The organism is Methylobacterium organophilum, from assembly GCF_022179465.1.
GTDB lineage: Bacteria > Pseudomonadota > Alphaproteobacteria > Rhizobiales > Beijerinckiaceae > Methylobacterium > Methylobacterium organophilum.
Genome location: NZ_BPQV01000008.1, coordinates 157,345 through 171,485 on the forward strand (window position 1 = coordinate 157,345; position 14,141 = coordinate 171,485).

Genomic DNA, 14,141 nt, shown 5'->3' on the forward strand with positions numbered 1-14,141 from the left:
GGGTCCCCGACGGCCCGGGCGTCGCGCGTTCGTCGCCGCGTCGGCCCTCAGCGTCCGGTCACTGCACCTTCTCGAAGAGCGGGTCGAAGCGCTTCTGGGCGAGCTTGCCGTGCTGCACGGCCTTGGCCTGCTCCAGATTCTCGTGCTTGTCGCCGACCTGGACCAGGGCGACCATGCCCATCAGGTAATGCGGCGAGCACTTGAAGCCGTAGATCCCCTCCTTGGGGAAGGTCACGACCGCCTCCTGGCCGACCGTCGTCTTGACATAGTCGGCGCCCTCCGGGGCCATGCCCTTGATCGACTCGACATTGTGCCCCTTGTCCTGCGGCACGAACTTGATGCTGTCGCCCGGGGCGATCTTCACGAAGGACGGGTCGAACACCATCGATCCGCCCGGCCCGCTGTTGAGCGTCTTCACCACGATCTCGGCGGCCGAGGCCGCGCCGACGGAGCCCGCCACGACGAGCGCGGCGGCCGCAAAAGCCCTGCTGAGTGACATGCTTTCCTCAGAATTGTTATGACTTAAATCAGCGGATTCGCTGATAAAATGCTCGTATAAAAACGGAACATCGCAAGCAAACGAATAAACACTTCTTAGTTTTATCAATTCTATATTCAGCAAATCCTTGGTCTTGGAAGCCCGCAGCCCCGGGGGCTTCGACCCGGGACAGGCGGATCCGGCGGACTTTCAAACCGGGACGCCTGCGTGTAAACGCGGGGCTCAACGACCATCTATGCCCGCACGCTCGCCGCCGATCCGCCGTTTCTCAAAGGCCGGGCGCGGCCGAGCGCGCGCGGCCGTGACAAGGCCCGAGATGCCCAAGCGTACCGATATCGCGTCGATCCTGATCATCGGCGCGGGGCCCATCATCATCGGCCAGGCCTGCGAGTTCGATTATTCCGGCACCCAGGCCTGCAAGGCCCTCCGCGAGGAGGGCTACCGGATCGTGCTGGTCAATTCGAACCCGGCCACGATCATGACCGACCCGGACATGGCCGACGCCACCTATGTCGAGCCGATCACGCCGGAGATCGTCGCCAAGATCATCGAGAAGGAGCGCCCGGACGCGCTGCTGCCCACCATGGGCGGCCAGACCGCGCTGAACTGTGCGCTCTCGCTCAAGCGCATGGGCGTGCTCGACAAGTTCGGCGTGCAGATGATCGGCGCCACCGCGGAGGCCATCGACAAGGCCGAGGACCGGCATCTCTTCCGCGACGCCATGACCAAGATCGGCCTGGAGACGCCGAAATCGGCGCTGGCCAATGCCTCGGCCGCCAAGAAGGCCGACCGGGAGAAGTACCTCGCCGAGAAGGCGCGGATCGAGCAGGCCAACGGCGATCCGGCCGTGCGCGCCGCGGCGGTGGAGGAATTCGACCGGGCCTGGCAGTCGGGCGAAGGCGAGCGGCGCAAGCGCTACATCGAGCATGCCCTGGGCCAGGCCCTGACCGCCCTGGCCGAGGTCGGCCTGCCCGCGATCATCCGCCCCTCCTTCACCATGGGCGGCACCGGCGGCGGCATCGCCTACAACCGGGAGGAATTCCTCGACATCGTCGAGCGGGGCATCGACGCCTCGCCCACCAACGAGGTGCTGATCGAGGAGAGCGTGCTCGGCTGGAAGGAGTACGAGATGGAGGTCGTCCGCGACAAGGCGGACAACTGCATCATCGTCTGCTCCATCGAGAACGTGGACCCGATGGGCGTCCATACCGGTGATTCGATCACCGTCGCCCCGGCCCTCACGCTCACCGACAAGGAATACCAAGTGATGCGCGACGCCTCCCTCGCGGTGCTCCGCGAGATCGGCGTCGAGACCGGCGGCTCCAACGTGCAGTTCGCGATCAACCCCGAGAACGGGCGCATGATCGTGATCGAGATGAACCCGCGCGTCTCGCGCTCCTCCGCCCTGGCGTCGAAGGCCACGGGCTTCCCCATCGCCAAGGTCGCCGCCAAGCTCGCCATCGGCTACACCCTCGACGAGATCGCCAACGACATCACCGGCGGCGCGACCCCGGCCTCGTTCGAGCCGACCATCGACTACGTCGTCACCAAGATCCCGCGCTTCGCCTTCGAGAAGTTCCCGGGCGCCGAGCCGACGCTGACCACCGCCATGAAGTCGGTGGGCGAGGCCATGGCGATCGGCCGCTGCTTCGCCGAATCGCTGCAGAAGGCCCTGCGCTCCCTCGAAACCGGGCTGACCGGCCTCGACGACATCGAGATCGAGGGGCTCGGCAAGGGCGACGACCGCAACGCCATCAAGGCGGCCCTCGGCACGCCGACCCCGGACCGGCTGCTCAAGGTCGGCCAGGCCATGCGGCTCGGCATCGGCCACGAGGAGATCCACGCCTCCTGCAAGATCGACCCGTGGTTCCTGGAGCAGCTCCAGGCCATCGTGGATCTGGAGAACCGGGTGAAGGCGCATGGCCTGCCGGCCACCCCCGGCGCCTTCCGCCAGCTCAAGGCGGCGGGCTTCTCGGATGCCCGCCTCGCCGTGCTGACGGGCCTCGAGGAGGCGGAGGTCCGCGCCAAGCGCCGCGCCCTGGAGGTGCGGCCGGTCTTCAAGCGCATCGACACCTGCGCCGCCGAGTTCAAGGCGCCGACCGCCTACATGTACTCGACCTACGTGGCGCCCTTCGCGGGCACCGTCGTCGACGAGGCCCTGCCCTCGGACAAGAAGAAGGTCGTCATCCTCGGCGGCGGCCCGAACCGGATCGGCCAGGGCATCGAGTTCGACTATTGCTGCTGCCACGCCTGCTTCGCGCTCGCGGAGGCCGGCTACGAGACCATCATGGTCAACTGCAACCCGGAGACGGTCTCGACCGACTACGACACCTCGGACCGGCTCTATTTCGAGCCGCTGACCGCCGAGGACGTGCTGGAGATCATCGAGACCGAGCGGCAGGCCGGCACGCTGCACGGCGTCATCGTGCAGTTCGGCGGCCAGACCCCGCTCAAGCTCGCCCGGGCGCTGGAAGCCGCCGGCGTGCCGATCCTCGGCACCTCGCCGGACGCGATCGACCTCGCCGAGGACCGCGACCAGTTCAAGCGGCTGCTCGACAAGCTCGGCATGAAGCAGCCGAAGAACGGCATCGCCTATTCGGTGGAGCAGAGCCGGCTGGTGGCGGCCGAGCTCGGCCTGCCCTTCGTGGTGCGCCCGAGCTATGTGCTCGGCGGCCGGGCCATGGCGATCATCCGCGACGAGAAGGAATTCGCCGATTACCTGCTCGGCACCCTGCCGAGCCTGATCCCGTCGGACGTCGTCGCCCGCTACCCCAACGACAAGACGGGGCAGATCAACACGGTGCTGGGCAAGAACCCGCTCCTGTTCGACCGCTACCTGTCCGACGCCACCGAGGTGGATGTCGACGCGGTCTGCGACGGCAAGGACGTGTTCATCGCCGGCATCATGGAGCACATCGAGGAGGCCGGCATCCATTCCGGCGATTCCGCCTGCTCCCTGCCGCCGCGCACCCTGTCGCCGGAGATCGTGGCCGAGCTGGAGCGCCAGACCAAGGCCATGGCGCTGGCCCTCAAGGTCGGCGGCCTGATGAACGTCCAGTACGCGATCAAGGACGGCACGATCTACGTGCTGGAGGTGAACCCGCGCGCCTCGCGCACCGTGCCCTTCGTCGCCAAGGTGATCGGCGAGCCCATCGCCAAGATCGCCGCCCGCGTCATGGCCGGCGAGCCGCTGGCGGGCTTCGGCCTGAAGCCCAAGCGCCTCGACCACATCGCGGTGAAGGAGGCGGTGTTCCCCTTCGCCCGCTTCCCCGGCGTCGACGTGCTGCTCGGGCCGGAGATGCGCTCCACCGGCGAGGTGATCGGGCTCGATACCGGCTTCGGCGTGGCCTTCGCCAAGAGCCAGCTCGGCTCGGGCACCGCGGTGCCGCGCTCGGGCACGGTGTTCGTCTCCGTGCGCGACGAGGACAAGCCGCGCATCCTGCCGACCATGCGGCTGCTGCACGAGCTCGGCTTCACCGTGCTCGCCACCAGCGGCACCCAGCGCTACCTCGTGGACGAGGGCATCCCGGCCCAGCGCATCAACAAGGTGCTGGAGGGGCGTCCGCACATCGTGGATGCGATCAAGAACGGCGAGATCAGCCTCGTGGTGAACACCACGGAAGGGGCCGGCGCGCTCTCGGACTCGCGCTCGCTCCGGCGCGCGGCCCTCTTGCATAAAGTGCCGTACTACACCACTCTCGCCGGTGCGATGGCGGCAGCCGAGGGGATCAAAGCCTATCTCGAGGGCGATCTTCGCGTGCGCGCCTTGCAGGAATACTTCGCGGCCTGAAGCACGAAGCGGGGCCGCGGCGTCAGGGGTCCCGTCACCCATCCTCTCCGGCCCGGAAGGAGCGTCCCCGCTCCGGCCGGGCCTATTCATTGTGGCGCATTTGCGATGAGCATAGAGAAGCTTCCGATCACCGCCCGCGGCTTCGCAGCCCTCGAAGAGGAGCTGAAACAGCGCCAGCAGGTCGAGCGGCCCCGCATCATCCAGGCGATCGCCGAAGCGCGCGCCCTGGGCGATCTCTCGGAGAACGCGGAGTACCACGCCGCCAAGGAAGCGCAGTCGCACAACGAGGGCCGGGTGCTGGAGCTGGAGAGCATGATCGCCCGCGCCGAGATCATCGACACCTCCAAGCTCTCGGGCAGCAAGATCAAGTTCGGCGCCACGGTGCAGCTCGTCGACGAGGACACCGAGGAAGAGAAGACCTACCAGATCGTCGGCGAGCCGGAGGCGGATGTGCGCTCGGGCCGCGTCTCGATCTCCTCCCCCATCGCCCGCGCCCTGATCGGCAAGGGCGTCGGCGACACCGTGGAGGTGACGACGCCGGGCGGCGGCAAGTCCTACGAGGTCGTCGCCGTCCGCTGGAGCGCCTGACACCGTGACCGGCTCCGCGCGGCTCGGGGCGGGACGGCGCCTCGCCGTCCGGCTCGGCCTTAGCCTCGTCGTGCTCGCGGCGGCGGGCGGGGCGCGGGCGCAGGGCTACGACCGCTTCTCCGGCATCCGCGTCGACGTCCGGCCGGTGCTCGCCCGGGGAGGCGGCCCGCAGGCGGAGGCGCTGCGCCAGGACCTGCTGGCGGCCCTGCGGGCGAGCTTCGCCGACCGCATCGGCGCCGGCGGCCCGACCCTCGTCGTCCTCGTCAACAGCCTCTCCCTCAACCCGATCGCCGGGGGCGCGGGCGGCGCCGCGCGCAGCGGCCTCGGAGGGGGCAGCCAGACCGACTATCTCGACGGCGAGGCCCTCCTCGTCGGCCGGCGGGGCGAGATCCTGGCCCGGCATCCGCAGCTCTCGGCCCTGCCGGCGAGCTCGGGCGGCGCCTGGTACGATCCGGCCTCCGAACGGCGGCGCGTCGGCGCCATCGCCGAGCATTACGCGCAGTGGCTGCGCCGCAGCCTGCCGCTGGACTGAGGCCGGCCGCGCTCCAGGACCGAACCCCGTGGACCGTTCCCACCCCGCGCCCGAGGGCGCCGGCGGCACCCCGCCCGACCTCTCCCGCTTCTCCGCCTGGATCCTGACCGACGGGAAGGCCGGCGACGAGAACCAGTGCATTGGCATCGCCGAGAGCCTGTCGCTCAAGGCGGAGATCCGGCGCATCCCGAGGGGCCGCCCCCTGGTCTGGACCGCGCCCTGGGGGCCCATCGACCCGCGGGACGCGCCGGGCCGCGCCGGCGGCCTGCTCGCGGGCGCCATGCCGGACCTCCTGATCGCCTCCGGCCGCCGCGCGGTGCCCTATCTGCGCGCGATCCGCCGCGCCTCGGGGAACCGCACCTTCACGGCCTTCCTCAAGGATCCGCGCACCGGCCACGACACGGCGGACTTCATCTGGGTGCCGGATTACGACGACCTGCGCGGCCCCAACGTCTTCACCACCCTAACGGCGCCCCACCCGGTCTCGCAGGCGCGCCTGCAGGCCGCCCGCCGGGCGCCGGATCCGCGCCTCGCCGCCCTGCCCTGGCCGCGCATCGCCGTGCTGGTCGGTGGCAACAGCCGGCACCTGAGCTACGGCCAGGCCGACATGCAGCGGCTCGTGGCGGATCTCACCAAGCTCGCCGAAGGCGGCTGCTCGCTGATGCTCACCGTGTCGCGGCGCACGCCGCCGGCCCTGCGCACGGCGCTCCAGGCCCTGGCGAAAACCCATGGCGGCTTCTTCTGGGACGGGACCGGCGACAATCCCTATATCGGCATGCTGGCGCTCGCCGATCAGATCGTGGTCACCTCCGATTCGGCGAACATGGTCGGGGAAGCGGCGAGCACCGGCGTGCCCCTCCTGCTGTTCGACCTGCCGAAGACCTATATCCGGCACCGGCGGATGTTCGCGGGCCTCGCCATGGCGGGAGCCCTGAAGCCGTTCATCGGCCGGCTGGAGGAATTGCATTACGCGCCGCTCGACGCGACGCCGGAGATCGCTTCGGCGCTGGCGGCGAGCTTCGCCCGGCACAGGGGGCGCCTTGCCGGCGCGCCCGGCACGACGGACAGTCCCGCCGGCGGCCCGAACCGGACCGGGGGATTCTGACAGCGACACGGGCGCCCGCCCGAAGCCGGCAGGGGCCGGGACGGACGGGCGAAGCAAGGAGACCGGACACCATGGCGCATACCCACGCGAAGCTCGTGATCATCGGGTCCGGCCCCGCCGGCTACACCGCCGCGATCTACGCGGCCCGGGCGATGGTCGAGCCGCTCCTGATCTCCGGCTTCCAGCCGGGCGGCCAGCTCATGATCACCACGGATGTCGAGAACTATCCGGGCTTCGCCGAGGCGATCCAGGGCCCCTGGCTGATGGAGCAGATGCGCCTCCAGGCCGAGCATGTCGGCACCACGATCGTCTCGGAATACATCACCAAGGTCGACCTGAAGACGCGGCCCTTCCGGCTGGAGGCGGATTCCGGCGAGACCTATTCCTGCGACGCGCTCATCATCGCCACCGGCGCCCAGGCGAAGTGGCTGGGCCTGCCCTCCGAGGCGGCCTTCCAGGGCTTCGGCGTCTCGGCCTGCGCCACCTGCGACGGTTTCTTCTTCCGCGGCAAGGACGTGACCGTGGTGGGCGGCGGCAACACCGCCGTGGAGGAGGCGCTCTATCTCGCCAACCTCGCCAAGTCGGTCACCGTCGTGCATCGCCGCGGGGAGTTCCGGGCCGAGCGCATCCTGCAGGAGCGCCTGTTCAAGCACCCGAACGTCACCGTGACGTGGCACCACGCCATCGAGGAGATCTGCGGCACCAAGGAGCCCGCCCCCTCGGTGACCCATCTGCGCCTCAAGGACACCCGCAGCGGCGCGATCGTCGAGCACGCCACCGACGGCGTGTTCGTGGCGATCGGCCACCAGCCGGCCACGGCGATCTTCGAGGGGCAGTTGCCGATGCGCCACGGCGGCTACCTGAACGTGACCCCGGGCACCACCCAGACCGAGATCCCGGGCGTCTTCGCCGCCGGCGACGTGACCGACGACGTCTACCGCCAAGCCATCACCGCGGCGGGGATGGGATGCATGGCCGCACTCGAAGCGGAAAAGTTTCTTGCGAATCTCGAGGTGGGAGAGCTTCCGAAGCAGGCCGCAGCCGAGTAACCAAGTGACCGCAAGGTGACACGCGGCCGCTCGAAACCAAATCGCAAGCCTGTAATCCTAGGGTGAACTCTGCCGGCGTGAGGCAGCTTCGCGGGACAGGCATCCGAGCCGGCGAAACCATGGGGTGCTTCGGCGATCCATGGGCCGGCCCGGCCGAGGGGCCGGAAAGGTTTGAGGCGAAGGCTCGCGGAACCGCTCATCCGGTCCGACTGGCCCGGCTGTGCGTACGGGAGTGACGGCCGTGGATTGGGACAAGATCCGGATTTTCCTCAACGTCGCCGAGGCGGGGAGCTTCACACGCGCCGGCGACGACATCGGCCTCAGCCAATCCGCCGTCAGTCGACAGATCAGTGCCTTAGAGCGGGAGCTGAAAGCGCCGCTCTTCCACCGCCACGCCCGCGGCCTCATCCTCACCGAGCAGGGCGACCTGCTGTTCCGCGCCGCGCGGGACATGAAGCTCCGGCTGGAGAACACCAAGGCCCGCCTGGTCGAGACGAGCGAGCGCCCCTCCGGCGACCTGCGGGTGACCACCACGGTAGGGCTCGGCACCTCCTGGCTCGCCCAGCGCATCCCGGAATTCCTCGACCTCTACCCGGAGGTCCGCATCGAGCTGATCCTCACCAACGAGGAGCTCGACCTCGCCATGCGCGAGGCGGACGTGGCCGTGCGCATGCGCCGGCCGGCCCAGCCGGACCTGATCCAGCGCCGGCTGTTCACGGTCCACTATCACGCCTTCGCGAGCCAGGATTACGTGAAGCGCTTCGGCGAGCCGCAATCCATCGAGGATCTCGACAACCACCGCCTCGTCACCTTCGGCGGCAACGAGCCGTCCTACCTGCTCGCCACCCACTACATCGCGACCATCGGGCGCGAGGGCAAGGAACGTCGGCCGGTCGGCCTCACCGTGAACAACGTCGCCGCCCTGCACGAGGCGATCGAGTTCGGCGCCGGCGTCGGCATCCTGCCCGACTACGCGGTCGATGGCGGCGAGAACCTCGTCCAGGTGCTGCGCGAGAGCGAGATGCCGACCATGGAGAGCTACCTCGTCTATGCCGAGGAGATGCGCTCCGTGGCCCGCGTCCAGGCCTTCCGCGACTTCCTGGTGGCCAAGGCCCAGCGCTGGACCTTCTGAGGCGTCGCGCCTCGACGCCGCCGCCCGGTGGGCGGGGGCGGGTGAACGGGAGAAATATCAGCCCATGCGAATCGCGACCGGCTTCGCCTGCTTCCTCGCCCTCGGGACCACGGGCGCCGTCGCGCAGAGCTGCGACGAGGCCTGGTACCAGCGCAACCTGATCTACAAGGACGCGGGCTACTGCTTCACCACGCCGAAGGCGATCCGCGCCTTCGGCAATGCCGGCTGCCGCTACGACAACCTCCTCGACGTGCCCCTCTCCCCCCGCCAGCGCAGCGCCGTGGCCGAGCTGAGAGCCTTCGAACGCGCCCGCGGCTGCCCGTAGGCGCGCAGCGTTCCGGATGATCGCGTTGGGGGTGTGCGCATCCCCCCGATCCCCTGGAACCCCCGGCGCCGTCCCCGCCGGCCGCTTCGCGCCCGCCCCGGAGGGGCAGGAAACCGCCCTCACATGAACAGCGGCTCGCCCTCCAGCCCCTTGTAGAGGCCGGCGACCTGCTCGCCGTAGCCGTTGTAGATCAGCGTCTTGACGCGCTCGTCGGTGCCGAGGACCCGCTCGGTCGCCTGGCTCCAGCGGGGATGGGGCACCGCCGGGTTCACGTTCGCCCAGAAGCCGTATTCGGTCGGGCCCAGCCCCTCCCAGAAGGTCTTCGGCCGCTCGGCCACGAAGGAGACCTTCACGATCGATTTGATCGACTTGAAGCCGTACTTCCAGGGCAGAGCGAGCCGGATCGGCGCGCCGAACTGGTTGGGCAGCGGCTTGCCGTAGACGCCCGTGGCCACGAAGGCGAGGTCGTTGGCGGCCTCCGCCATGGTCACCGCCTCGAGATAGGGCCAGGGGTAGAACATGCGCTGCCCCGGCGCCATCGAACGGTCGAGAAAGGTCTGCATCGCCACGTATTTCGCCCCGGAGAGCGGCTTGGCGAGGGCCACGAGCTTGGCCAGGGGGAAGCCGGTCCAGGGCACGGCCATGGACCAGGCCTCGACGCAGCGGTGGCGGTAGAGGCGCTCCTCCAGCCCCATCTTCCCGACGAGCTCGTCGATGCCGATGGTGAAGGGCTTCTCGACGAGCCCGTCGATCTGGATCGTCCAGGGCCGGGTCTTGAGCCGGTCGGCGGCGGGCAGCACCGATTTCGAGGTGCCGAATTCATAGAAGTTGTTGTAATCGCCGCTGTAGCGCTCCGGCGTCACGGCACGGTCGAGGGCATAGACCCCGTTGCGGGGCGCCGGATAGGCGGATGCCGGATCCGTGGCGGCCCGGGCCGCGCCGTCGCCGAGCCAGGCGGCGAGGGAGAGGCCGGCCGCCCCGCCGAGCAGGCTGCGCCGGTCGAGGAAGACCGATTCCGGGGTCGCGAGCCGCTCGGGGATCTCCCAGCCGCGCCTGTGCCTGATCTGCATGAATCCGCTCCGCCGCTTCGATGCGTGTCTCTCTCACGCATCATACGGCGGGAAGCGTCGTCCGGTTACAGCCTCAGGCCGGGGGTGTTGTTTCGTCGCGGAGGGCGCGGCGGAGCACCTTGCCGACATTGGTCTTCGGCAAGCTGTCGTGCAGCACGATCCGGCGGGGCACCTTGTAGCCGGTGAGCTGGGCGCGGGCATGGGCGGTCAGGACCTCGCAGGTGACGCTGGGGTCCTTCAGCACGAGATGGGCGACCACCATCTCGCCGCTCTCGGCGTTCGGGGCGCCGACCACCGCGCATTCGAGCACCGCCGGATGGGCCGCCAGCACGTCCTCGACCTCGTTCGGATAGACGTTGAAGCCGGAGACCAGGATCATGTCCTTCATCCGGTCGACGATGCGGAGGCGCCCGCTCGGCTCCATCACGGCCACGTCGCCGGTGCGGAAGAAACCGTCCGGGGTGGTGGCGCGGGCGGTCTCGTCCGGCCGCCTCCAGTAGCCGGCCATGACCTGGGGACCCTTCACGCAGAGCTCGCCCGCCTCGCCATAGGGCAGCGGACGGCCGGACGCGTCGCGGATCGAGACGATGGTCGAGGGCATCGGATAGCCGATCGTCCCCGTCCAGGCATCGGGGCCGACGAGGTTGATGCTGACGACCGGCGAGGTTTCCGAGAGGCCGTAGCCCTCGACGATGCTGGTGCCGGTGATCGCCTGCCATCTCTGGGCGACCGCCGCCTGCACCGCCATGCCGCCGCCGATGACGTAATGGACGCCGGAGAAGTCGACGCTGCCGAATTTCGGATGGTTGTTCAGGAGGTTGAACAGCGTGTTCACCCCGGCGAGATGGGTGAAGCGGTTCTTCGCCAGCGTCTTCACGAAACCGTCCGCGTCGCGCGGGTTGGGCACGAGCAGGCAGCAGCCGCCGATCTTCACGAAGAAGAAGAAACAGGCCGTCAGGGCGAAGATGTGATAGAGCGGCAGCGCCGTGATCATCACCCGCCGGTCCGGATCCTCGCCCGCGACCTGGAACCAGAGCCGGGCCTGCTCCACGTTCGCCATGATGTTGCGGTGGGTCAGCATCGCCGCCTTGGCGATGCCGGTGGTGCCGCCCGTGTATTGCAGGAAGGCGAGGTCGTCCGGCGTCACGGAGACGGCGGGGCGCGGCCGCCCGCGGCCGGCCCGCAGCACGGCCTCGAAGGGGACGGCGACGTTCGGCGGCAGCCGGAAAGGCGGCACGGCCTTCTTGAGATGGCGGGAGGCGACGTCGATGAGCCGGCCCTTCATGCCCAGGCAGGCGCCGGGCGTGACGATCACCACCCGCTCCAAGGCGTCGAGCTGGGGCAGGGCCGTGGCGACCGTATGCGCGAAGTTCTCCAGCACGAACAGCGCCTTCGCGCCGGAATCGGCGAGCTGCAGCGTCAGCTCGCGCGGGGTGTAGAGCGGGTTGACGTTGACGATGGTGCAGCCGGCGATCAGGGCGCCGAACAGGGCGATCGGGTAGGCCGGCACGTTCGGCATCATCATCGCGACGCGGTCGCCCTTGCCGAGGCCTTCTGCCGCGAGCCAGGCCGCCACCGCCGCCGACGCGGCTCCGAAGTCGCGATAGCTCAGCCGCGCGCCAAAGCACTGAAGGACGGGACGCTCGGCGAAATCCGTGACGCTGCGGTCGAACAGGTCGACCAGGGTGCCCAGCCGATCGGCGTCGATCTCGGGCGGGACGCCCACCGGGTAGGCAGACAGCCACGGGCGCGCCGCGAAGCGGTCATCGAGCATCCCATCCTCCCTGGGCGTTTGCTCGAGGAATCCCTCGATCACCCTTAGGCTGACCGGCTTAATCGCTGCGCTCGCCCTGGATCAAGCGGGACTCGTTACAGATGGCGCCGCGCCACCAGTAGGGTGTGCGGAAGACAGGCGAGCAGGATCAGGCCCGTCGCGAGCGCCGCGTCCCGTCCGTCGAGGGGCCGGCGCGGCCAGGGACCGAAGCCGAGGTCGCGGGCGAGGCCGATCACGGCCGCAGCGAACCAGAGCGCCAGGAACAGCAGGACGAGGCCGAGGATCCGGGCGCCGAAGGCCCGGAGTCGGCGGCCCCGCGCCGGCCAGCGCCCGGCGGCGAGGGTCGCGCCGAGTTCGGTCGGAATCAGGAACACCACCGCCGCCATCGCGGCCCCGAGGAGATAGGCGAGGTTCAGCGGGATGCCGTTCAGGAAGGCGACGCCCCCCGGCATGAAGCCCGCCCGCAGGACGAGGCCGCCGAAGGTCGGATAGAGGCTGAGGGCGAGCAGCAGCCCCAGGGCGACCAGGCCCCCGGTCCCCCGTCGGAGAATAGAGGCCGGGCCCGGCTCGCAGGCGGCGGCGAGGATGCGCGCGATCCCGTAGGGAATCGCGAAGGCGAAGAGCGGGTAGCGATCGAGGAAGAAGCCGTAGAAGTGGCGCCCGAGCAGAGGCGGCAAGGCCGCGTGCTGATCGAATCCCGTCAGGAAGACGAGGGCCAGGACGGCGAGCGCCGCGGCGGGAGGCGCCGCGGCGATCCGGAGCGCGGCCGGGCTCACGCTTCGTAGTTGTCGCGCACGAGGCGGTCGAGCAGGCGCACGCCCCAGCCCGCGCCCCAGCTGCGGTTGATCTCGCTCGGCGAGGAGCTCATGCCGACGCCGGCAATGTCGAGATGCGCCCAGGGCACGTCGTTGACGAAGCGCTTGATGAAGGCCGCGGCGGTGGCCGCGCCGCCGTGGCGGCCGCCGGTGTTCTTCATGTCGGCGAACTTCGAGTCGATCGCCTTGTCGAAGGCCGGGATCAGCGGCATGCGCCAGACCTTCTCGCCCGCGGCCTCGCCGGCGGCGGTGATCTTGGCGGCGAGATCGTCGTCGTTCGAGAACAGGCCGGCGATGTCCTGGCCCAGGGCCACGATGATCGCCCCTGTGAGCGTGGCGAGGTCGATCATCAGCTTCGGCTTGTAGGCCGATTGCACGTGCCAGATCACGTCGGCGAGCACGAGGCGACCCTCCGCGTCCGTGTTGATGACCTCGATGGTCTGGCCCGACATCGAGGTGACGATGTCGCTGGGGCGGTAGGAATTTCCGTCCGGCATGTTCTCGACGATGCCGATGGCGCCGACCACGTTCACCTTGGCCTTGCGCGCGGCGAGGGCGTGGAGCGTGCCGACGACCGCGGCCGAGCCGCCCATGTCGCCCTTCATGTCCTCCATGCCGCCGGCCGACTTGATCGAGACGCCGCCGGAATCGAACACGACGCCCTTGCCGATCAGGGCCACGGGTGGGGCGCTCCTGTCCTCGGCGCCGTTCCAGCGCATGATCACGAGGCGCGGCTCCCGGGCCGAACCCTGGGCCACGGCGAGCAGGGCGCCCATGCCGAGCGCCTTCATCTTCGCCACGTCGAGGATCTCGACCTCGACGCCGAGCTTCGTCAGCTCGGAGACGCGGCGGGCATATTCCTCGGGATAGAGGACGTTCGGCGGCTCGTTGATGAGGTTGCGGGCGAGAATCACGCCCTCGGCCACCGCGGCCGCCTCGGTGGCGGCCTTCTCGGCGGCGCCGGGATCGACCACGAGCAGGGTCAGTGCCGTGCGGCGGTCGTCCTCGGCCTCGGGCTTCTTCTTGGTCTTGTAGCGGTCGAAGCTGTAGGCGCGCAGGCGGGCGCCGAGGGAGAAATCGGCGAGGTCGCGGGCGCTGGCGGCGATCCCCGGCCAGTCGAGCACGGCGCGGGCGTCACGGCCCGCCACCTTGCCGGCGGTGAAGCCGCCGAGGAGCGTCCAGTCGATCTTGGCGCGGTCCTTCTCCGCGCCGAGTCCGACCACCACCAGCCGGTCGGCCTCGACCCCGGCGGGAGCGGCCAGCGTCATCGCGCTCTGCGACTTCCCCTTGAAGCGCTCGCTCGCCGCCGCCTTGGCCACGAGATCGGCCCCCGGGCGCCCGATCGCCTCGACCGCGGGCTGCGACAGGGCGAGGTCGTCGCCCACGAAGACCACGAGGTCGCCGTGCCCGCGCGAGGACAGCGTCTGGAAAGCGATGTCGATACCGTCCGCCATGGGAAAAG

12 protein-coding genes are annotated in these 14,141 nt (G+C 69.6%); 7 read left to right on the plus strand and 5 right to left on the minus strand.

Features of this window, described 5'->3' with window-relative positions; all coding sequences use genetic code 11:
- Positions 1-58: 58 nt before the first annotated feature.
- A complete protein-coding gene (locus MFF21_RS14715) occupies positions 59-499 on the minus strand; it encodes a pseudoazurin (protein WP_238311877.1) in 441 nt (146 codons plus the stop codon).
- A gap of 316 nt (positions 500-815) precedes the next feature.
- Between MFF21_RS14715 and carB the strand changes: the two genes are divergently transcribed.
- The 7 genes from carB to MFF21_RS14750 all read left to right on the plus strand — a co-directional run bounded on the left by carB (position 816) and on the right by MFF21_RS14750 (position 9,020).
- Positions 816-4,289 carry a carbamoyl-phosphate synthase large subunit gene (gene carB / locus MFF21_RS14720; RefSeq protein WP_238311878.1) on the plus strand — a complete coding sequence of 1,158 codons (3,474 nt, stop codon included), beginning with the start codon at positions 816-818 and terminating at the stop codon, positions 4,287-4,289.
- A 111-nt stretch (positions 4,290-4,400) separates the two neighbouring features.
- Positions 4,401-4,877: a transcription elongation factor GreA gene (gene greA, locus MFF21_RS14725; protein WP_238311982.1), complete on the plus strand. Its 477-nt coding sequence runs from the start codon at positions 4,401-4,403 to the stop codon at positions 4,875-4,877.
- Between the two features lie 4 nt (positions 4,878-4,881).
- Positions 4,882-5,409, plus strand: coding sequence for a hypothetical protein (locus tag MFF21_RS14730; RefSeq protein ID WP_373325024.1), 528 nt, complete (start codon positions 4,882-4,884; stop codon positions 5,407-5,409).
- A gap of 28 nt (positions 5,410-5,437) precedes the next feature.
- The gene (locus tag MFF21_RS14735; protein ID WP_238311879.1) at positions 5,438-6,514 is read left to right on the plus strand and encodes a mitochondrial fission ELM1 family protein; all 1,077 of its coding nucleotides are present in this window, start codon (positions 5,438-5,440) and stop codon (positions 6,512-6,514) included.
- 71 nt (positions 6,515-6,585) lie between these two features.
- Complete coding sequence (trxB, locus tag MFF21_RS14740) at positions 6,586-7,563, plus strand: thioredoxin-disulfide reductase (protein ID WP_238311880.1); 978 nt, start codon at positions 6,586-6,588, stop codon at positions 7,561-7,563.
- A gap of 241 nt (positions 7,564-7,804) precedes the next feature.
- A complete protein-coding gene (locus MFF21_RS14745) occupies positions 7,805-8,695 on the plus strand; it encodes a LysR family transcriptional regulator (RefSeq protein ID WP_238311881.1) in 891 nt (296 codons plus the stop codon).
- A 64-nt stretch (positions 8,696-8,759) separates the two neighbouring features.
- The gene (locus MFF21_RS14750; RefSeq protein WP_238311882.1) at positions 8,760-9,020 is read left to right on the plus strand and encodes a YARHG domain-containing protein; all 261 of its coding nucleotides are present in this window, start codon (positions 8,760-8,762) and stop codon (positions 9,018-9,020) included.
- Positions 9,021-9,139: 119 nt separating this feature from the next.
- Here MFF21_RS14750 and msrP read toward each other — a convergent pair whose 3' ends face one another.
- The 4 genes from msrP to MFF21_RS14770 form a co-directional block, all read right to left on the minus strand.
- On the minus strand, positions 9,140-10,090 hold the full coding sequence (gene msrP / locus MFF21_RS14755) for a protein-methionine-sulfoxide reductase catalytic subunit MsrP (RefSeq protein ID WP_238311883.1): 951 nt from the start codon (positions 10,088-10,090) through the stop codon (positions 9,140-9,142).
- 73 nt (positions 10,091-10,163) lie between these two features.
- Complete coding sequence (locus tag MFF21_RS14760) at positions 10,164-11,864, minus strand: AMP-binding protein (protein ID WP_238311884.1); 1,701 nt, start codon at positions 11,862-11,864, stop codon at positions 10,164-10,166.
- Between the two features lie 95 nt (positions 11,865-11,959).
- Entirely contained in the window at positions 11,960-12,640 is a 681-nt protein-coding gene (locus tag MFF21_RS14765) for a hypothetical protein (RefSeq protein ID WP_238311885.1), read from the minus strand.
- On the minus strand, positions 12,637-14,133 hold the full coding sequence (locus tag MFF21_RS14770) for a leucyl aminopeptidase (RefSeq protein WP_238311886.1): 1,497 nt from the start codon (positions 14,131-14,133) through the stop codon (positions 12,637-12,639). The genes MFF21_RS14765 and MFF21_RS14770 overlap by 4 nt, the downstream gene beginning before the upstream one ends.
- Positions 14,134-14,141: the final 8 nt, after the last annotated feature.

Coding starts and splice junctions, on each gene's coding strand:
- MFF21_RS14770 (WP_238311886.1), bottom strand. CDS start 14,133: ATGGCGGACGGTATCGACATCGCTTTCCAGACGCTGTCCTCGCGCGGG.
- carB (WP_238311878.1), top strand. CDS start 816: ATGCCCAAGCGTACCGATATCGCGTCGATCCTGATCATCGGCGCGGGG.
- MFF21_RS14715 (WP_238311877.1), bottom strand. CDS start 499: ATGTCACTCAGCAGGGCTTTTGCGGCCGCCGCGCTCGTCGTGGCGGGC.
- msrP (WP_238311883.1), bottom strand. CDS start 10,090: ATGCAGATCAGGCACAGGCGCGGCTGGGAGATCCCCGAGCGGCTCGCG.
- MFF21_RS14760 (WP_238311884.1), bottom strand. CDS start 11,864: ATGCTCGATGACCGCTTCGCGGCGCGCCCGTGGCTGTCTGCCTACCCG.
- trxB (WP_238311880.1), top strand. CDS start 6,586: ATGGCGCATACCCACGCGAAGCTCGTGATCATCGGGTCCGGCCCCGCC.
- MFF21_RS14750 (WP_238311882.1), top strand. CDS start 8,760: ATGCGAATCGCGACCGGCTTCGCCTGCTTCCTCGCCCTCGGGACCACG.